The following is a 19,180-nucleotide window of genomic DNA, read 5'->3' as shown; positions in this document are numbered from 1 at the left end:
AACAGAGGGCATCAGCTCAAACGTGATTAGAGAGCTTCAATCGATCTTGAATTTGGTAGGGGAGGGCGTTGAACGGTCTCTCCAAGCGTTGTACCGCATTCACATGATAAAACGTGCTCGTCTCCTCCATATTCATCATCTGATCCCCCAAATCGTATAGGAAAACGTGTTTATTCGTCCCGATAGCAATCCCGAGTTCAACATGTGCGCCTTTACCTCCAGGCAATAGGATGACGACAAAGTCCGCTGATTGAATTCCAGAAACCTCTTCTTCGCCAATCGAGCGTAATGCATCAATCGATGTGGCACGTTCGTTTTGAGTCCAATCATATGTATGGGTGTGACCGAGCGCAATCAGCTCATTACGCATGAACCGTACTTCTTCGATATTTGAAAAGCTTGAACCGACATAAAATCGCATGTGAAAACCTCCAATTCGTTATAGATGATTCATCTGGTAAAGAGCCACAACATAAAATAAAATGATCAACAAGCAGCAAAGTACAAAGAAAGAAATCACGCTAATTAGGACGAATTTCATCAAAGAAAGTGAAACGTATGATTGAATCAAGCGTGTGGTAAAAATCGACGAGAGGACGAGTAAAATGATTGTGCCGATGAATCCAATCGTGCCACTTGTCACGCTTGGAACGTACCAAAAATAATTGATTGTGAAGATGATGAGGATTAAAGCTATCATTAAATCTTTACGTTTTTTAGTCATTTAATCCCTCTCGTTGATGTTCCAACTTCGACCTTACCTGTTCGGCATCCTCTGCATCAAACGTGCTGTACCACCTCACATGGTTGAGATCGATGATCCGATAATGTCCGCTGATGATATTTTGTTGAAGGGTGTAATGTGGACCTGACTCGATTGCATGCCAAAAGACGCGTCCGCCGAGTGTTTTTTCTTTCGGCTCATAAGTGTTCTCGGTCGCAATCAGTTTGACGAATTCGACGGGGTCGTCACCAATCAAGTGTATGAGAATCTCACTTTCGTTAAACAAGGCGCATAGCGTCACAATCGTCGACCAACTCGCTTCATTCCGCTCCTTCTCGATTTGGATAAGCGTTTTTTTTGAAATACCGAGTAAGTTCGCCATCTCTTCCTGTGAATACTGAGATTCGATACGAATCAATTTCATTTTTCGAGAGACTTGTTCAATAAATTCGGATTTTTGCATAAGTGCTCCTTCTTGTTTGTCTGATTTACAGCGTCGCTGAGCTTATGAAAATCAAAATCCACGAGATTCCGAGAAATACGATAAATAAGAGCAGGCAGACGATGATATAACAGCAAATGTATTGCCAGTAGGTCAATCGTTTTGATTGATAATAATGGTATGTAAAACTGAATGTCGAAATCCCGATGACTAAGAACGCAACAATATCCCAGATGATGCCAACCTTCAAGAACGATGGAGTCAGAAACGAAGCGATGAGTGCAAGCAGGACGGTCACAATCCCCGTAGAGATGGCAGCGGATGGTGTTGAAGTGTTTTCCAACGAATCACCTCCCAGTATATTACAAGTGTAATTTTACACTAAAAGTGGGCGATGTCAATTTCAGAATGTAAAAAAACCCTTCTCTAAGGAAGGGTCTCGTCACTCGTCATGTTTATTCGTTAAATAGGTCGTTAATGGGTAGACACCGATGCTTTGTAAGATCAGAGAGAGTAAAATGACGGCAAACGCGAGAGATATCATTTCGCTCGAGCCGTTAATGTTCTCTGCCTCTAGCCAGAGGACGAGGGCAATCGACATCGTTCCTTTAATTCCTGACCACGTGAGTAATGAAGTCGCCGTTAAATCGTCTTTAAATTCTCTACGCCATACAGGAACGGTATAAACGAGACCGCCGACGACGATGAAACGGGTCAGAAGCGAAAGCAAGAATAAAAGAACAGCGAGCGTCCAGAGCGATACAGACAAATAGCTGGTCGCCTCGATTCCAATCAATAAGAACAGGAGAGCGAGCAATATCGGAATGACGATGTCCCAAAATCCATTCAAGTGACGGTGGACCGATTCGTAGTCCTCTTTCATGCCGAGCTCATGAGAAAGCATCATTCCGGCTGTGACGGTCGCAAGGACACCCGATACTTCTAGCGCGTCGGCGAGATAAAATGCCCCGTATGCGATGACGATCGTCAACATGACGAGCTCATGCTTTTTAAAGCTGACAATCATCAATTTTTTAAGTAATAATCCAAAAATGAAGCCGATGCCGATTCCTCCGGCTGACACAATTAAAAATTCAGTTAAAAAGTTGAGCGTGGAGAACTGTTCTCCTGTCGCGAACATACTGAGAAAGATCGTGAAGATGACGACACTTGTCCCATCGTTCACCATCGATTCACCTTCGACAACATCCGCAATCCGCTTCTCACCTTTACTCCGCTTTAAAATGGCCGTCACGGAAACGGGATCGGTAGGAATCAAGATGGACGCCAATAAGAAAGAGGCGGTCAGGCTGAGCGGGGTGAAGAGCTCGCTGATCCAAAACGTGCCATATCCCATTAGGATGGCGGTCAAGACAAGACCAACCGTACTCAATATCGTGATGATCCCGATATTGTCTTTCAAATCTTTGTATTTGAACTGATAAGCCGATGTAAACAGAAGTGCTGGTAGGAACACCTCGAAGATCATATCTTTTGAAATGAATACCGAATCAAAAAAGGCGATATATGAAAGACCAATCCCAATCAAGACCAAGATGACCGGGACAGGGAAGTAATTTCGTTTTGAATCAATCAAATAAATGAGATAGCCAATCAGTAGCAATGTGATGATTTGTTGCGCAATCATGACGACGTCCTCCTCTACAATCAAGTTGCTATACACTATCTTCCCATTCAAGGTCTAATCAAACGAGAATTGTGGAATATAGGGATAGTACATTCATTTCATATAGGGAGGAATCGATATGGGAAACCCGATTGGTGATTTGTCGTGGACGTTTTATTCAGAGTGTGAGGTGCCGAATGATATCACGGAGTCATTCATCGATGGGGAGCGGGCCGTCGCTGCCTACAAGACGGTACGTGACATCGCCGTCTTCACGAACAAACGTCTGATTGTCCGCGATGCGCAAGGGCTCACAGGGAAGAAGATAGAGGTGTACTCGCTTCCGTACGACTCAATCAATATGTACTCGACGGAGAATGCGGGAAGAATGTTCGACTTGAACTCAGAAGTTCAACTGTTCACTCGAGCCGGAACGATCAAAATCAATCTAAATAAAAAAGTGGATGTGCGTAAGTTCGACAGATTACTCGCAGAAGCAATTTTGTAAAGCAGTGGACCGAGAGTTCTCGGTCTTTTCGTTTGGATTTTTCTGACAATCTCTTATCATACATGATACGATCATACATAATGTGTGACGGAGGTTACGATGCGATTTTCAATCCGATTATTGATGGTCATGTTAAGTAGTTTGATGTTGGTGACTGGATCCATCTATCTGGTCCGACTGTTTTGGGAATGGTTTCACGACCCGACAAAAGGTGGAATCGTGCTTCTTTTTTCTGGAGAGGACGGAGCCAGCAGTGATGAATATGGAGGGAAGTTTCGTCTGAAAGATGATGAGGGTTTTCAATTCTTGAAGAATGACTTTTTAGACTATACGTTCGAAACAGGAGGGACAGTAACCGAGTCGGGAAATTCATACTGGTTATGGTTCCTTATTGGGGGTTTGATTGTTCTCCTGATTTTGACGCTCAGCATGCTACGGAAAAGAAAGCGTGTCGTCTCGACTATTGATTTCTCGAGTGGCACCGTAAAACGAAAAGGGCGTAAGGCTAAAGCAAATGGATTTGTGGAATCCAAAGAGGTTCAATGGACCGATAATGCGGTTCGGAATGCGCTCATCCAGTTCAATCTGGACTTGCCGATTGCATCAAGACATCAATCGAATGAGACGGTGTTGGATTGGTTCAAGCGAATCGGAGTGGAAGAGTTGGACCTTTCGCCTTATTGGAAATCGAGATATATAGATGAAGTGGTGAGTGATGAAGAATCTAGACAATTTCGAGCAGCGTTGGAGTTTAAGCGATTCGAAGACGGTAAGGGGTGATTGTGTATGAACGATGAAATAGAGGTGGTTGATTCCGATACGCGGAAGCCGATGGGTTCCGCTCGTTTGGTCAAGACCAATCATCAATTCTACATCCATTGGAATGGGTTGAACATAGACTTCAAACGGCATGAATATGTGGCAGGTATTCGAATCATTGACGAGAATCACTTGTTCATCTGGGCGTTTACGTTAGAAGGAGAACCGATCAATGCGTGGGTGTTAGATGCATACGGAGACATCAAACATTCATTTCACGCAGGTAACGCGATTGCAGTAGTCGTTATAAATGAAACGGGAATCTGGATCGGGTATGGGGACGAGGGTATCTTTGGAGAAGGGATCTCGACCGAGGCACTCGTCTGCTTCTCAACAGAGGGAACCGTACGTTTTCACTATAATCAAGAAGTCAGAAATGCCCCGGTCCTTCATGATTGTGACGTGATGTGTGCATCAAAGAAGGGGGTGTGGGTCATCTCTTCAATCGACGGTCGTCTCGTTCATGTCCAAGTGGACGGACGGATTGACTCTTATCCGATGCCACGTCATCTCCTTGACTGTTCCTCGTTGACTATTGAAAACGGTGTAGCCTATGTCGGAAATGAGGAAAAGACTTATCGTTGGCTGATTAAGGAGAGGAGACGTGCCGAAGTCTTTCAGAATGAAACCAAATAATAAGAGAGTATATTAGCTTGAAATATATTTCGAATACCGTATTTTTAATCATATATAGACAGGGATGAACTAAATGATTGTACCAATCAATACTTGTATGCAAGAAGATATCCGCTATTTTTTTGTTAAACATTGGGGTTCAACTCAAATGGTCGTTTCTTCGGGAACATACGATTGTGCAGAGCTCGAAGGATTTGTCTACATGAAAACAAATCAAATTCACGGTCTTGTTACGTATGTTATTCGGGATGAAGAAGTAGAAATCATATCTCTTGATAGTCTGATAGAGAATAGTGGGATCGGCTCTCACTTACTCCATGCTGTTGAAGAAATTGGTATGCAGCACGGAGTTAAGCAATTAATCGTCATCACAACCAATGATAATTTGAGAGCGCTTGGCTTTTATCAACGTCGTGGCTATCGTCTAGAACGAATCATTCATGATGCGGTGACGCGGGCAAGAAAACTGAAAGCGACAATCCCACATGTCGGATATGATAAGATTCCATTATTGGATGAAATTTTACTCATCAAAAAACTGAAAGAACAGAAATGAGGAATTCACATGATTCGTTTCGGCATCATTGGTACAAATTTCATCACAGACTGGTTTATTGACACAATCAATCAGTTGGATGACGTAGAAGTGACAGCACTCTACTCGCGCACGGAATTACGTGTTAAAGAATACGCAGAAAATCACTCCATCTTACATACGTTCACGTCACTTGAAGAAATGGCTCAGAGTGATGTCATCGATGCCATCTATATTGCGAGCCCGAACTCACTTCACGCCGAACAGAGCATCTTATTCATGCAGCATGGCAAACACGTCCTCTGTGAAAAACCGCTCGCCTCGAACGTCCAGGAAGTCACTCGTATGATTGAAGTCGCGAAGGAGAACGAGGTCGTCTTACTTGAAGCACTACGAAATCTGTTCATGCCGAACCTTGAACGGGTTCAACAGGCGATGGAGCGAATTGCTCCGGTGCGTCGGGCCGTTTTCAATAAATCACAGTATTCTTCACGATACGACCTGTACAAGAACGGGGAAAATCCAAACACGTTCAATCCTGAGTTTTCGAACGGCTCGTTGATGGACCTCGGTGTCTATCTCCTCGGACCTGCCTTAAAACTGTTCGGTCAGCCGAATGAAGTCCAGGCGAGCGGGGTTACGTTAGAATCGGGAGTGGACGGGAGCGGAACGGTCATTCTCTCCTATGATGACCTTGATGTGATTGTCATGCACTCGAAGATTCATGCGACATCGACGCCTTCTGAGATCATCGGAGAAAAAGGGCGTATCGTCATCAATGATATCGCGACGTGCGATGAAGTCCGTCTAGAGTTACGGGAGGGCACGTCAGAAATCGTATCAGAATCACAGAATGCTTCGATGTCCTATGAGATCGAAACGTTTGTGCGAGCAATCGAAGCTAGGAATTTAGAGACAGTTGCGCATTCAGCAACAGACATGGTTCGTCTTGCTGATGTGATGACGAACGTTCGAACACAGCTTGGCGTGGTCTATCCGGCGGACAAATAAGTACAAAACGGTCCTTGATGTCATGTGAACATCAAGGACCGTTCCTGTTATTCATTGTTCAAATAGAGATATCTCAGGAAGAGTCCCAAGACAATCGTCATAACGACAGCGGGAATGAGTCCGATTAGTAGTAACGTACTCATACGGTTTCCTTTCTGAGCGACTCGAGACGTTCATGCATCTCATCAAAGGAATGGTTGTCCGTCAACATGCTGAGCTCTGCATCTGCGATTTCCGTCACTTGAGTCGACCATTCTCGTTCAATCTCGATTTCGGATTTCTTGATTTCTTCGTTGGCCCGCTCGACTTGTTTCGAGTGAATCGTTTCAAGACGCGACCGAATCATATCGCGAAGCAGTGAGGTCAACTCATCTTTCAGTTGTGTCCGTCCGTCTCCCTCGAAAAATTGACTCGCATTCTTATAGCGCTTCAACACCGACTGATAGGGTGATGTCTCGAGATGAATCGGTTCGATAGCCTCTCGTAGCCATGCCACGCCGAGATCTCGGTCGAATTCAAGCGTCGGAAGGAGAGACGCTTGACGTTCTGTCAATCGTTCGACCAAGGCGACGAACTCGCGTTTAACGTATCGCTCCAACCGATATTGGAACACTTGGAGCTCTTGCTGGATGTCATAGGCATACTTATCGAGTGTCCGTCCGAGGGCACGCTCCAAGCTCTTCCTTGACCCATCGACCTCGACCGGATGGAACGTTTCCTTGACGAAGTCCGAGAGGCGGAGGAGCGAACGCGTCTCGAGATGGGCGAGGAGTTCTTTCGCTTCCCGGTCAAACAAATCGATGAGTGCTGACACATCGAGTGCCGGTGGGTTCTCGAGTAAAGCGATTAACTGCTGGCGACGATGTTCTTTCGCCGACGCGTCTTCTTTCGCTTCATTCAAAACACGATCAAATGCAGCGAGTAGCGCTGTCGTTTCTTCCTGTATACGCATCGCGTTGGCGAGACGAAGGTCTTTGTCGACATAGCGTTCAAGTGTTGAGACGAATCGATCGAATCCTTCGTCATCCCCCTGCATGGCGTTTCGGCTTGAGATGGGGAGAACGCTTGGTCTCCGAACACCGAGCGCGGTCAACTGTTGTGAGACATAGCTTGTGACCGCATCCCGCTCCTCGTCATCTGTCGCAAGATCAGAGGCGTTCACGAGGAAGAACATCTCGTGATCTCCCGTCCCTTGGACCCGTCCGAGCTGAATGACGAGCTCCCGGTCCGCTTCCGTGAACGCATGATTATAATACGTGACGAACAAGACGGCGTCCGCGTCACGCATGTAGCCGAACTGTACCTCGCTATGTCGGTTGAACTGTGAATCGGCACCTGGCGTATCGACGAAGACGATACCACGTCGTGCCCAAGGGGAGTCGAGATATAGTTCGATTTCTTTCACGATACAGCTTTTCTCTTCTTGTGCGACGAACGCGCAGAACGTGTCATAGTCGACGATTTCCGTTTGTCCGAGATAATCGAGCGGTGCCGCTTTTACCGCATTGACGAACGGGTGGTCGACATCGAGCGAGGTGAGGGAAGTCCCATAACCTTGTAACTCTTCTTCGAGTTCATCGTGTGATTTGAAGGTGATCGATGCCGTTCGATTCGTCCGTCCGTTCGGCGGGACGATCTTTGTGATGGATGCCGTCAATGGGTTAGGGGACGTCGGTAATACCGTCTCCCCGAGAAGGGCATTGAGGGTCGACGATTTTCCGGCCGAAAACGCACCGAAGATGGCGAACGTATATTGCTCATGCTTCGCACGTTCGATTTTCTTACGTAATGTCGAGACTCGGGAGCGGAACAATGGGTGACTCTCTAATATTTCACATACCGCATTCTCATAAGAAAAATTAAAATCAAACAAGTCCTGATCATCATCTAAAATCAACGTCGATGCAACCTCTGATTCAACAACATTCGACTGTTTTTCAGGAAGGTACGTCGCGTCGACATAGTTTCGAACGGCCAACTGATCTAACTGATTTGAATCAAGTTGCAACACTTCATATTGACCGATAGCATTCAGACGGTTCGAAAGACGAATCCGTAACGCTTCCGTATCGAGCGCTTCATACAACGCTTCCTCTTCAGTCGTAAATTGTTCCAAGCGCATGTCGACTTCCGCTTTCATGTACGTATCCGTCGAATGGACCCAAGGTTCAGATACTTTCGTCACCCATGACGCAAGGGCCGTCTCGATGTCACGACTGAACTGTAACACCGTGTCACCACTTAGGGATGCGCCGGATTTCACTTGTTCGGTGATGAGTGAGCTCGGTGCAATCGGGAGGACATCGCCTTTCGGTAGCAAGGTCTCTGGAAGTTTCAAATCTCGGATGATGTCTTCCGCGTACTTCACGAGGTGCGGTCGTAAGTTCATATCAATCAGACGGTTGAACTCTTTGGCGGCCACTTCCTCACGACGAGCTCGTTCCTGCTTCGTCTTCTCTTTCGAGAACAATAGTCCGACCTTGAAAGAAGGAGAACAACTCTCGAGATAAGAGCGTAATAACTCACGGAACTCATAAGTCATGATCGGTGCACTTTCGACGATTGGTGCCTGATGTTTGAAAAATTCGCGACGGAATGATGTCCACCATGCCCGTTTCTTTTCAAGGCGATGTAGACGTGACTGCATTTCCTTCGGACTCTTTTCATAAGTTGGCAATTGATCCAACGTCGATTGAATCGATGTTTCGTTGCGGTGGACTAGCGTATGAATCAATGCATCCGCATGCTTGACTTGCTGCTGTCTCGAGTCCGTGATGACTTGTCGCACATACGACCGCAAGCGCTCGACTTCGTTATGTGGATGCTTCAAATCACGAAGTGAGATGTAGAACGTGTCATTTGGTATGATGTCATGATGACGGAACGCCTTCGTCAATGAGGCTTTGAAGTCCACAAAGGAAAGCTCATCCTCATCATGCTTGTCGATTTGGTTAATGATGATGGAATAGGGACGACCTTCCCGGCTAAATTGTTTCATCAGCCCGATGTTTTGTTCCGATTGGACATGGTTGTAGTCCATCATGAAGAACAAGTGATCGGCCAAGAAGAGCGAGCGCTCCGTCGCTTGGCGATGTCGTTCATCCGTTGAGTCAATCCCTGGCGTATCCATCAACACGACGTGTTCATCAAACGGGAATCGGTCAATCGTATACTCGACTTCCTTAATTTCCTCGACTTTGCAATAGTCACTGATGTTTGATAGGGAAGAAGCGTCTAATGAAATCCAATCCGTATCATTGATCGCGACGGCTGCCGCTGATTCTCCACCCCGCAACGTGACGATATTGGCACTTGTCGGAATCGGACTTGTCGGAAGGAATCCGTCCTCTAGCCAGTCGTTGAGCAATGTCGACTTCCCGGCTGAGAAGTGACCACAGACGGCAATCCATACTTCTTCATTCGTTACTTTTTGTAGGGCTGTCCGAGCGAGTCGTGCAGCGTCCGTCATCTCCTCTTGTTCAAACGTTAAAGCGAGTCGTGCTAATTGTTCTCGTTGTTCGTGCATGTTTCCCATCCCCTAATTATGATTCCGTCGTGATGCCGACACGGTGTCCGACATATGCATCATTCGTTAAACAATCCATTGCTAAATCGGCGACATCGTTCCTCGAGATTGGACCTGATTGTTTCGTGCCTAATACCTTTTTTGAGATGATGATGTCTCCGTCCGATTGCTCATCGATCAGTTGAGTCGGACATATGATTGTGAAGGCTAAACCTGAATCCCGTAATAACTCATAAGCACGGGCATGATCTTCGGCTGCGGTTGTCATCGTACGCTTCGATTCTTTCGTTTCAAAGCGATAGTTGTCGCTATCATGAGCCTGTAAGATGCCGGCGGTCCCGACCGTGATGATGCGTGTTACCTTAAATTGTTTCATCGCTTCGATCACGAGTGGTGTGAATGTAGACAATACGTTCTGTTTGTCCGTCCCTAACGCCGAGATGACGACGTCTGCAGATTGAACCGTTTCTCGTACTGCTGCTTGGTCCGTCGCGTCTCCGATGATTTGGTTGACACCCTCCTTAGAATCCATCGAATGTCTTGTTAAAAGTTTGACGTCATGTCCTTGATTTAATAAACGCTCAAGTATCCGTTCCCCTGTACGGCCACTTCCGCCGAATAAAGCAATTGTTGACAAGTAAACCCCTCCCCATCAAGATGAAAGAAATATCCAACGCCATCATAACACGGAAGCGTTCACAAAACTGCCTGAAATGGTTCATTTCCACTTGAAAAGAATATGGTACGTTTTAGAATTGAAGAAGAAGGCAAAAAATACATATGACAGGTGTAAGAGAGGAAGGCACCACTACATGAAATTTGGGGCTAGAACTATTAAGACCGGACTATCGGTCGCAATCGTCTTGCTGATTGCCGAGGCATTTCAATTCCAACAAATCGTCGTCCCGGCACTGGCCGCATCGCTCGCACTGCTTCCGTCTGTCTATCAGACCGGACTACGATTAATTGAAGAGATGAAAGGGAACCTGATTGGAGCATTACTCTCCGTCTTATTTCTGCTACTCACTCCGAATCCGACACCAATCGCTATCGGATTCGTCATCATCATCGCCATCTCCATTCTTCTCTTTTTAAATTTAGAATCGACGACACGGACCGTCATCTTGACGACGATTCTCATCATGGAAGGGGCGAGCCAGTCGGATATGCCAGTGTGGGTGTTTGCGGGTGAACGTTATCTACTCATTATGATGGGGATTACAGTCGCATTGATTGTGAATGCACTGTTGTTCCCACCTCGCTACGAACGGAAACTCGAAGCCCAAATCACCGACACATTTCAAATGGTTGTTCGGATCGCACGCTTGTTTGCGGAGACGGAAGGCGGCCGCTCCTCATTCGACTCGTTACCAGAGGCGAAAAAGTTGCATAGCGACTCAAAACAAACGTATGCCTATTTTGAAGAAGAAATTAAAGCGAATCGATGGCTTGAGAAGAAGACCCCGATCTTCCGTCGAGCTGTCCTGAAGTCTAAAATGATTGAGACGAACCGTGCCGCGCTCCATGTCATCGAGAAGCTCGATCATGATTTTCATACGATTGAACAACTTCCTCCACAATTGAGCGAAGAGCTGTATCGCCACATTCGTCACTTGTTGCGGCGACATGAGCGTCTGTTTTCAGCCTACGAGCTCGAGAACGAGCACCTCATCGATCGAGAAGAGGATCTCATCCATGAGAACTTTGACTTTGCGAAGTTAATGATTGAGAAGATGAGAGAAGAAGAGGAAGAACTCATTCTCATCGTCGTGCCGCTCGTGGCGACGATGACTGACTGGGTCAAAGCAATGAATGAACTCGAACGCTACCTTGTCACTGAAATGAAGAAACATGGAGACAACCTAAAAGTGGAACCACGTAAGAAATGGTTTTTTGAAGACTGAGAATCGGGCCGATATTCGGCTCGTTTTTTAAGAGAGTTATTTTTCGTATAGAAGAGAGGGCATTGAGGATGAAGAAGTCTTTTCAACACATCACAAAGTATTGGAACATCATCGTTATAGGTGATGAATTTGCTGTAAACTACGGAAAAATTGGGACAATCGGAAAGGTACAAGTAAAATCTTTTGAATCCGATTCGGAATGTATGAAAGAAGCGGAAAAACTCATTCGTCAAAAATTGAGAAAAGGATATGTTGAATCCCCTTTTGATTGGAACAAACATATGTATGTGGATGACCCGGAAGTTGGACCGAGTTTTCTGACCTCTCATCCGAAATATCAGGAATGTTTCAACGATGAATTCTATGTGGATTGTACGGAAGAATATGCTCCGTTCGGGAATGATGCTGGAGCCGATGCATTGGCTATGTACGAAGAAGTGCTCCGAAAGGATAGAGACCTTTGTTATCTTTCATACGCTTACGCCTTAATTGAAAGTTGGATTGATCGAGATGTTTCCGGTCCAGAAGATTGGTCAACGTATGAATATGCCTATACATGTGATCAAGTCATCGTCGCGGGTGCGTTTGCTTCCATAAAAATGACGGGAAAGCTGACGGATGATTTGAAAGTGGCAGGGTTAGCAGCCATCCATCGATTAAAACAAGCTTTCGAAATAGAGGATCAGTCTATATTTGATGAGTTATACGCACGCTTAAGTACATTCCCGACCGAATCCTGAAACTTTTCGAGAAGAAACACGTATACAATAGAGACAGATACATATGAACGATAGGGGGATTCACCATGTCAGAAACAACACCGACACCTGAAGAAGGTGTCACACCACAACGAATCAGCGGAACGCTTCCGATTGAGGCACGGTCGGTCTTTCGGTTATCAAGTGCGATTTTTTATCTCATCGGACTTCTCGTCACAGGAGCTCTCGTGGCGGCCGCTTACTGGTTCGACTGGTCGACTTGGATACAGATTGGTTTGATCGTGCTACTTGTCATCGATGTCGTCTATAGCCTGATTGATCTCATCTGGTTCCAAAAGTGGAAGCAAGAGCAGTTCACGTATGACGTGAAACCACTCGAGATTCGCCTGCATCACGGCATCATCACGACGCACGATGTGTTGATCCCGATGACGAAAGTACAATACGTCCACGCCCAACAAGGACCGCTGCTTCGAAAGTACGGTCTGCAGACGATCACAATCGGTACGGCCGCCGGGTCACATGACATCTACGCGATTGAAGAATCGTTCGCGAAGTCGCTCCGTGAACAGATTGCGGTCTATGCCCGCATCGAGGAGGAGGATGTCATATGACGGAAGCCGCCCTCACATGGCATCGCCTGCCGAGTCGCGTCTTGCTGTTGCGTGTCTTAGAGGTCATCAAGTCGTTCATCATCCCGCTCGTGTTGTTGTTCGTCATCAACAATGACTGGAGTTCGACGTTCGGTATCATCCTGCGCGTCGGGATTCTGCTGTTCCTCTTGCTCGATATTTTGCAGAAGTTCTTCGGCTGGCTCAACTTCCGTTATGCGCTCGACGAGAAGACGGTATATGTCATCGACGGTAACTGGATCAAGAAAGAGAAGTCGTTGCCGCTCTATAAGATTCAGAGCGTCCACTCGAACAGCCCATTCCTGTACCGGCTGCTCGGGGTCGTCGAATTGACGTTCGATACGAACGCGAACAGTGACGACGCCTCGTTCAAATTGTCGGGCGTCTTCCCGAATGAGGCAAAACGGCTCGAGGACATCCTCGACCAGGTCCGTCACCGGAAGACCGAAACCGACGTACCGGCAGAAGGGGAGACAGACGCGACCGAAACACAGGTGGTGATTGAAAAACCGGCGAGCCGTTTACTGTACGCCCTCTCGACCAGAGAGATCATCATCGCCTCGTTGACGTCACTATCGGTATTCGCCATCTTCCCGGTCGCTTCGACAATCATCTCGTCGATCGATGACTTCATCAATCTCGATGGCACGTTCGATACGATCGGCGATTGGGTCGTCCACGCGTCAATCATCGCGATCGGTCTGCTCGTCTTGTCGGTCCTGATGTTGTCGGTCGTCATCGGCATGGTCATCAACTTCTTGAAGTACGGGAATTTCCGGCTCGAACGACGCGGGGACCGCATCCGCGTTGAGAAAGGACTGCTCAACCGTTCCGCCAAAGAGATCCCATACGAGAAGATTCAAGCGGTCCGGGTCAAAGAGACGTTCATCCGGCGCTGGTTCAACATCGTAGGTGTCGAACTCGTCGCGGCCGGGACGATGGACGACTTGAAAGACGAGTCGTCAACCATCCTCCCGTTCGTGAAACGGGAGCGGGCGATGACCGTGTTAAACGAGCACTTCGACCAGTTCGTGTGGTCTGACACGCTTCATCGCTTGCCAAAACGTTCGCTCTGGGTCAAACTGCTACGCATCAGCTGGGTCGGAATCCTCGTCTCGGGTGTCGTTCTGTACTTCTTCCGCGATTACGCCTGGTGGCTCGTCCTGTTGTGGGCCATCATCATCGGCGGTCGACTGTTGAGCTATGTGACGACGCGTTACGCTCGTAATGGTCAGTTCATTGAGTTGCGGACCGGGGCCTTCAACGTCAGTTCATTCTTGACGGACAAGCCGCGAATCGAACAGGTCCAAGTGACTCAGACACCGCTCCAACGCCGTTTCGATGTATGTAACGTCCTGTTCTCGACACGGGGTGGCTTGTTGTCGAATGAGATGATCGAGGACATCCCGAAGCAAGAGGCAGAAGCCATGTTGCACTGGTTCTCTCGCTATACGGTAGAGGAAGATATGAAAACACCGGGTTAACGCCCGATTATCGACGAGCCCAGTCGCGTAGTGCGATTGGGCTTGTCTTTTTATATCGTCTTCATGCAATCGCACAATCATGAGCTTGAAGTTGATCATCTTTTGCGTGAGCACGAAAAAAAGCATTGCGCGTGTAGGTCACACGGGTCATGCTTTCTCATGAACAGCATGAGGAGAGACTTTTGGGAGAATGATTGTGAACGTTGTTTCTCTTGGTTGGCTCGTTACGTGAATCTCGCCCTCGTGTAAATCGATGATGGACTTGGCGATGGCGAGACCGAGACCTGATCCACCGGTGTAATGCGCACGTGACTGTTCCACTCTAAAAAATCGCTCAAACACGTAAGGGATATCACGGGAGGGGATGGCCTCCTCGCCATAGTTCGTCATGTTGATAAGGACCGCTTCATCCGTATCATCGATGAACATATCGATATACGTTCCGTCACGCCCGTAACGAATCGCATTCTCGAGTATATTCTCAAACACACGGACGAGCTTCAACGCATCCCCTTCCACGATGGGACGTTCGGCTGAGGAGCTGAATCGAGCTTCCATTCCAACTTCCGAGAGACGTAACGTCGACTGCATGATGAGCTGATTGAGCAATTCATCGAGACGGACCTCGCTTGTCTGGAGGGCGATCCGGTCGTTTTGCAGAAATGTATAGTCAAAGATATCGTTAATCAAGCCTTTCAGATGGGTCGCGTTCTCATGGATGACTTGGATGTAATGACGCAACTCCACCTCGTCCCGGTAACGGTCGCTGTGAATCAAGTCAAGATAACCCGTGATTGACGTGAGGGGGGAGCGCAAGTCGTGGGCGACGTTCGTCACGAGCTCATGTTTCAACCGATCCGCTTGAAGCACTTCCTGCTCCGCTTTTGCCGCACTGTCCGAGATGGCGCGTACGGTTGCCATCAATCGTTCTAGCTCTGGCGGGACAGATGGTTCAACCGAATCACGGTCGGCGTGGAGTTCTTCGACAAGTGAAGTCATCCGCTCAATGTGAAACTGTAAATATCGTTTACGCTCATATTGATAAATCAACACAAGACAAACGGCGACCATCAAACTATAAAATAGGAAGAACACACCTTCACGGAAATACGACAACACGATGATCAGACTCTCCATAAATCGTGATGACTCTTCAAAGTACCAGACGACAGGCAGTAACAGCATACCGCTCAATGTGGCGACCCCGAAAGCAATAACTACATACAGCAGACGTTTCCACATCGGGATGAACGTGATGACGCGCCAGATATTATGTCTCAATTTTATATCCCACTCCCCACACCGTATGAATGATGACCTCATGTGGCACGACAGCATGTAATTTCTCGCGGATGTTACTGATATGAACCATCACCGTCTGGTTCGACCCGACCCCATGCTCTTGCCAGACAGCCTCAAATATTTCTTCAGAGCTATACACCCGGCCTTTATGTTTCGCCAGTAAATACAAAATCTCAAATTCACGTGCAGTCAATCGAATCGTCTGCTCTTGTATCATGACGGTGTGGCTGGCTCGATCGATGAGGAAAGGGCCAGCTTGTACACTTGAGGACTCGCTTGGTCGGTTATAGTTTGAACGGCGCAGCAATGCTTTAATACGTGCCATCAACTCGAGCGGATTGAACGGTTTGATGATGTAGTCATCGACTCCCGTCGTCAATCCCAATATCTTATCCATATCACCCACTTTGGCACTGACCATTAAGATCGGAATTTGGCTCGTCTGGCGCACCCGCTTACAAAATTCAAGCCCATCCATCCGAGGCATCATCCAATCTAAAATGATTAAGTCAAACGATTCTTGGTTGAACAAGTCAAGCGCCATTTCCCCGTCGGTTGCCATCGTCGTGTGATACCCGTCATTTTTTACATACACATCAATCAGTTCTGCGATTTGGACATCATCATCCACTAACAAGATTTTTGTCATGCTGAAACTCCCTCGCGAATTAAAGTTGGAAATTCTGATACAAACGTCGGAACGGGGCGTATTGGACGACGAAGCGAACGAGTAAGAACCCTAAGAGCGCCCCGAACGCATTTGCCAATAAATCATTCACATCCGTGCTTCGTCCACTGCCTAGTGTCGTGCGCACCAATAATTGAATCAATTCAAGGATCAGACTAAACTGTAATCCTAATTTAAGTACTTCTTTTTTCGTGATCGACGGTTTCAAAAATGGAAGATAACAGCCGAACGGGAGGAACATCACGACATTCAGCACAAATGAATACACATCGATGGTCAAAATCGGAATAAAATTAATCGTTCTCCACCACGGAACTTGATTCGCATACTTTCCTAAATTGACGTCAATCGGGAAAAACACGAAGTGAAGGACGCCTAATAAGTATATCCCGAATGATAGAAGTAAAATAGTTTGTGCGGCTTTTACATGTTTCTTGCGAAACGACCAGACGAGTAACGTGATGAGTCCGAGGATGGCGAGTGGGATGAGAACGACCCTTGATTCGATTGTGAACATAACTGAATAATTCTGATTATACATGGGAATGAACCTCCTAAGAATTTGAACTGTCTTCATTGTAGATGGCAGATTTAAAGAATTCTTAAAGGAGTCATAAATGAAATCTAAAAAAGGCAAAGCGCTTTGCTCTGCCTCGAACTGTTGAACAACGGGCTTAGAAACGTGGTCTCTGAATGATGTCGGACGGACAGCTATCATTCGTCACGTCAACTTCACCGTTTTTGTGTTTCTGTTACTGAAAAATGGGAACAAGTATGATATGATGCAAGTAGAAAGAGACCGGTGCTGGACACACCGGCCTCTGGCTTACAGGCTACCACTTTAAGAGTGGTCCCAGCCGCCACAATGGTTAGTGAATCAGAAAGTGACCCATCTCATTGCGCCGAGGGGGTCATTTTTTTGTGCGTTCAGACGTTGCACGATCGGATGTTCGGTGAATCACCAAGTGAACGATGATCGGAGCGAGGATTGGGATCATGACATAATCCCCAACCCAGGTCCAAAGTTGTTCCATCCGCACCACCGCCTTCCTCCATTGTGGACTTGGCGGCTGACCCCACTATTGCTGCGTTAACCTGCTTCTTCATTATAACAGATTTGTTCGCAAAAATGCGCTGAAAACAAGAACAAACGTTCCTGTTTTATAAAATGAATCTTTTGATGGAAACGGTCTCATGAATGGGTCCAAAGAAGGAATTGAGTCGAATCACTCTTGCTTGTTAGATGTCTGACAGGATATAATCAATCTCGTGTGTATACACGGGTGGGTGAGGGTGCCAATAAAGGATTGATTCCTATGGCAAAACAAACAGAATGGAAAACAGAAACATACGGGGGCGTGCTGAACTTTCTGGCGACAGCATACATCCCGGCCGTGCATGCGGCAATCTTGACACAAGCCGGACTCCCGTTCGAGGGGGCGCTCGTCGGAGCGATTTTGACAAGCATCATCGGGACATTGATTGCGGGATTCTTCAATCTGCCGCTTCTCTTGTTACCGGGAATGGGGATTAATGCGCTCTTCACGTACACGCTCGTCCTACAGATGGGATTGAGTTGGCAAAGCGCGCTCGCCGTCTCGTTCGTCTCAGGTGTACTCGTCGTATTGTTGACGGTCACCAAAGTGGCTAGGAAATTGGCGAACGCGTTTCCACCGATCATTCATGACGGATTGACGGTCGGTCTCGGTCTCTTCCTCATTTTGATTGGTCTTGAGGCGGCAGGAATTGTCTCAGGTGGGGGTGGGGCATTGCTTCACATCGGTGACCTCGGAGAGCGTAACGTCCAGGTGGCCTTTTTATCACTCTTCGTCGCCATCTTACTGTTCTTGAAGATGGGGCCGAGTAGCTTCCTTTGGACGATCGGTTTCGGTGTCGGACTCAGTGCCGTGATGGGAACACTCGATTGGACGGGAAGCTTCGCGTTGACACCGTTCTTCGAATCGTTCGGCACGGTATTTGGGAACATCTCGTTCGCGGAATCTGCGTCTCCACTCTTCTTCGTCGCGGTCGGTGTGCTGACGCTCGTCTTGTTGATTGAAAACATCAGCTTGATTCAGAATCAGACACGGGCAATCGGCAAAGAAGAAGAGGCGCCGAAAGGTCTCGTCGCACAAGGTCTCTCGACGATGGCCGGGGCCATGTTCGGGTCAAGCCCGACCGTCTCGACGGTCGAAGTGGCTGCCGGAATATCGGTCGGGGCGCGAGGCGGTATCGCTTCGTTCGTCACGTCTGGATTGTATGTGGTATCACTCTTATTGCTACCGCTCTTTGCCATCATCCCGGTGACGGCGATCGCTCCGGTGTTGATCATCATCGGAATGATGATGTTCCAGAACGTGAAGCATCTGCCACTCGATAACTGGGAACATGCCTTCCCAGCAATCCTTGTCATCATCATGATTCCGTTCACGTATTCCATCGTCGATGGGATCGGACTCGGATTCATCGCGTACACGATGATTATCTTGTTCAAGAAGGGCTACCGATCACTCAGTCCAGTCATCGGTGTCTTGACCGTATTGTTCTTAGTTTTCTTCTCATTACCAGTCTGGTTATAGAGACACGCACGGCATCGTTCATGAAGAACGGTGCCGTTTTTTTG

21 protein-coding genes are annotated in these 19,180 nt (G+C 47.3%); 10 read left to right on the top strand and 11 right to left on the bottom strand.

Going from position 1 to position 19,180, the window contains the following annotated elements; all coding sequences use genetic code 11:
- Nucleotides 1-16: 16 nt before the first annotated feature.
- The 5 genes from KNO61_RS04090 to KNO61_RS04070 all read right to left on the bottom strand — a co-directional run bounded on the left by KNO61_RS04090 (nucleotide 17) and on the right by KNO61_RS04070 (nucleotide 2,814).
- The gene (locus KNO61_RS04090) at nucleotides 17-421 is read right to left on the bottom strand and encodes a nucleoside 2-deoxyribosyltransferase (RefSeq protein ID WP_214872655.1); all 405 of its coding nucleotides are present in this window, start codon (nucleotides 419-421) and stop codon (nucleotides 17-19) included.
- 18 nt (nucleotides 422-439) lie between these two features.
- A complete protein-coding gene (locus tag KNO61_RS04085) occupies nucleotides 440-724 on the bottom strand; it encodes a hypothetical protein (protein WP_214872654.1) in 285 nt (94 codons plus the stop codon).
- Nucleotides 717-1,187, bottom strand: a complete 471-nt coding sequence (locus KNO61_RS04080) for a helix-turn-helix transcriptional regulator (RefSeq protein WP_214781078.1) — start codon at nucleotides 1,185-1,187, stop codon at nucleotides 717-719. Before KNO61_RS04080 ends, KNO61_RS04085 begins: the two co-directional genes overlap by 8 nt.
- 25 nt (nucleotides 1,188-1,212) lie before the next feature.
- Entirely contained in the window at nucleotides 1,213-1,509 is a 297-nt protein-coding gene (locus tag KNO61_RS04075; protein ID WP_214872653.1) for a hypothetical protein, read from the bottom strand.
- Nucleotides 1,510-1,608: 99 nt separating this feature from the next.
- Entirely contained in the window at nucleotides 1,609-2,814 is a 1,206-nt protein-coding gene (locus tag KNO61_RS04070) for a cation:proton antiporter (RefSeq protein ID WP_214872651.1), read from the bottom strand.
- Nucleotides 2,815-2,932: 118 nt separating this feature from the next.
- Between KNO61_RS04070 and KNO61_RS04065 the strand changes: the two genes are divergently transcribed.
- The 5 genes from KNO61_RS04065 to KNO61_RS04045 all read left to right on the top strand — a co-directional run bounded on the left by KNO61_RS04065 (nucleotide 2,933) and on the right by KNO61_RS04045 (nucleotide 6,302).
- On the top strand, nucleotides 2,933-3,301 hold the full coding sequence (locus tag KNO61_RS04065; RefSeq protein ID WP_214872650.1) for a PH domain-containing protein: 369 nt from the start codon (nucleotides 2,933-2,935) through the stop codon (nucleotides 3,299-3,301).
- 99 nt (nucleotides 3,302-3,400) lie between these two features.
- Nucleotides 3,401-4,081 (top strand): hypothetical protein, encoded by a 681-nt coding sequence (locus KNO61_RS04060; RefSeq protein ID WP_214731433.1) that lies wholly within the window; start codon nucleotides 3,401-3,403, stop codon nucleotides 4,079-4,081.
- A 6-nt stretch (nucleotides 4,082-4,087) separates the two neighbouring features.
- On the top strand, nucleotides 4,088-4,756 hold the full coding sequence (locus KNO61_RS04055; RefSeq protein WP_214872649.1) for a hypothetical protein: 669 nt from the start codon (nucleotides 4,088-4,090) through the stop codon (nucleotides 4,754-4,756).
- Nucleotides 4,757-4,829: 73 nt separating this feature from the next.
- A complete protein-coding gene (locus tag KNO61_RS04050; protein ID WP_214684315.1) occupies nucleotides 4,830-5,312 on the top strand; it encodes a GNAT family N-acetyltransferase in 483 nt (160 codons plus the stop codon).
- Nucleotides 5,313-5,321: 9 nt separating this feature from the next.
- Nucleotides 5,322-6,302, top strand: coding sequence for a Gfo/Idh/MocA family protein (locus KNO61_RS04045; protein ID WP_214731437.1), 981 nt, complete (start codon nucleotides 5,322-5,324; stop codon nucleotides 6,300-6,302).
- A 139-nt stretch (nucleotides 6,303-6,441) separates the two neighbouring features.
- Here KNO61_RS04045 and KNO61_RS04040 read toward each other — a convergent pair whose 3' ends face one another.
- The gene (locus KNO61_RS04040) at nucleotides 6,442-9,828 is read right to left on the bottom strand and encodes a dynamin family protein (RefSeq protein WP_214872648.1); all 3,387 of its coding nucleotides are present in this window, start codon (nucleotides 9,826-9,828) and stop codon (nucleotides 6,442-6,444) included.
- A 16-nt stretch (nucleotides 9,829-9,844) separates the two neighbouring features.
- The gene (locus KNO61_RS04035; protein ID WP_214731447.1) at nucleotides 9,845-10,465 is read right to left on the bottom strand and encodes an NAD(P)-dependent oxidoreductase; all 621 of its coding nucleotides are present in this window, start codon (nucleotides 10,463-10,465) and stop codon (nucleotides 9,845-9,847) included.
- Between the two features lie 175 nt (nucleotides 10,466-10,640).
- Here KNO61_RS04035 and KNO61_RS04030 point away from each other — a divergent pair, with 175 nt between their 5' ends.
- The 4 genes from KNO61_RS04030 to KNO61_RS04015 all read left to right on the top strand — a co-directional run bounded on the left by KNO61_RS04030 (nucleotide 10,641) and on the right by KNO61_RS04015 (nucleotide 14,567).
- Nucleotides 10,641-11,732, top strand: coding sequence for an FUSC family protein (locus tag KNO61_RS04030; RefSeq protein ID WP_214731449.1), 1,092 nt, complete (start codon nucleotides 10,641-10,643; stop codon nucleotides 11,730-11,732).
- Nucleotides 11,733-11,800: 68 nt separating this feature from the next.
- Nucleotides 11,801-12,472 (top strand): WGR domain-containing protein, encoded by a 672-nt coding sequence (locus tag KNO61_RS04025; RefSeq protein ID WP_214688745.1) that lies wholly within the window; start codon nucleotides 11,801-11,803, stop codon nucleotides 12,470-12,472.
- A 65-nt stretch (nucleotides 12,473-12,537) separates the two neighbouring features.
- On the top strand, nucleotides 12,538-13,065 hold the full coding sequence (locus KNO61_RS04020; protein WP_214872647.1) for a PH domain-containing protein: 528 nt from the start codon (nucleotides 12,538-12,540) through the stop codon (nucleotides 13,063-13,065).
- Nucleotides 13,062-14,567, top strand: coding sequence for a PH domain-containing protein (locus KNO61_RS04015; protein WP_078146902.1), 1,506 nt, complete (start codon nucleotides 13,062-13,064; stop codon nucleotides 14,565-14,567). The genes KNO61_RS04020 and KNO61_RS04015 overlap by 4 nt, the downstream gene beginning before the upstream one ends.
- A 147-nt stretch (nucleotides 14,568-14,714) precedes the next feature.
- Here the strand turns inward: KNO61_RS04015 and KNO61_RS04010 are convergent, their stop codons facing one another.
- The 4 genes from KNO61_RS04010 to KNO61_RS17345 form a co-directional block, all read right to left on the bottom strand.
- Nucleotides 14,715-15,848 carry a sensor histidine kinase gene (locus KNO61_RS04010; protein ID WP_251030097.1) on the bottom strand — a complete coding sequence of 378 codons (1,134 nt, stop codon included), beginning with the start codon at nucleotides 15,846-15,848 and terminating at the stop codon, nucleotides 14,715-14,717.
- Nucleotides 15,838-16,518, bottom strand: coding sequence for a response regulator transcription factor (locus KNO61_RS04005; protein WP_214872645.1), 681 nt, complete (start codon nucleotides 16,516-16,518; stop codon nucleotides 15,838-15,840). Before KNO61_RS04005 ends, KNO61_RS04010 begins: the two co-directional genes overlap by 11 nt.
- A 19-nt stretch (nucleotides 16,519-16,537) precedes the next feature.
- Complete coding sequence (locus KNO61_RS04000) at nucleotides 16,538-17,098, bottom strand: VanZ family protein (RefSeq protein WP_214688737.1); 561 nt, start codon at nucleotides 17,096-17,098, stop codon at nucleotides 16,538-16,540.
- 370 nt (nucleotides 17,099-17,468) lie between these two features.
- A complete protein-coding gene (locus tag KNO61_RS17345) occupies nucleotides 17,469-17,591 on the bottom strand; it encodes a hypothetical protein (RefSeq protein WP_255349577.1) in 123 nt (40 codons plus the stop codon).
- Nucleotides 17,592-17,873: 282 nt separating this feature from the next.
- Here KNO61_RS17345 and KNO61_RS03995 point away from each other — a divergent pair, with 282 nt between their 5' ends.
- The gene (locus KNO61_RS03995) at nucleotides 17,874-19,136 is read left to right on the top strand and encodes an NCS2 family permease (RefSeq protein ID WP_214684303.1); all 1,263 of its coding nucleotides are present in this window, start codon (nucleotides 17,874-17,876) and stop codon (nucleotides 19,134-19,136) included.
- The last annotated feature ends 44 nt before the right edge of the window (nucleotides 19,137-19,180 follow it).

The organism is Exiguobacterium sp. s140, assembly GCF_018617035.1.
In the GTDB taxonomy this organism is placed as follows: Bacteria; Bacillota; Bacilli; order Exiguobacteriales; family Exiguobacteriaceae; genus Exiguobacterium; species Exiguobacterium profundum.
This window is presented reverse-complemented; position numbering and strand designations above follow the sequence as displayed.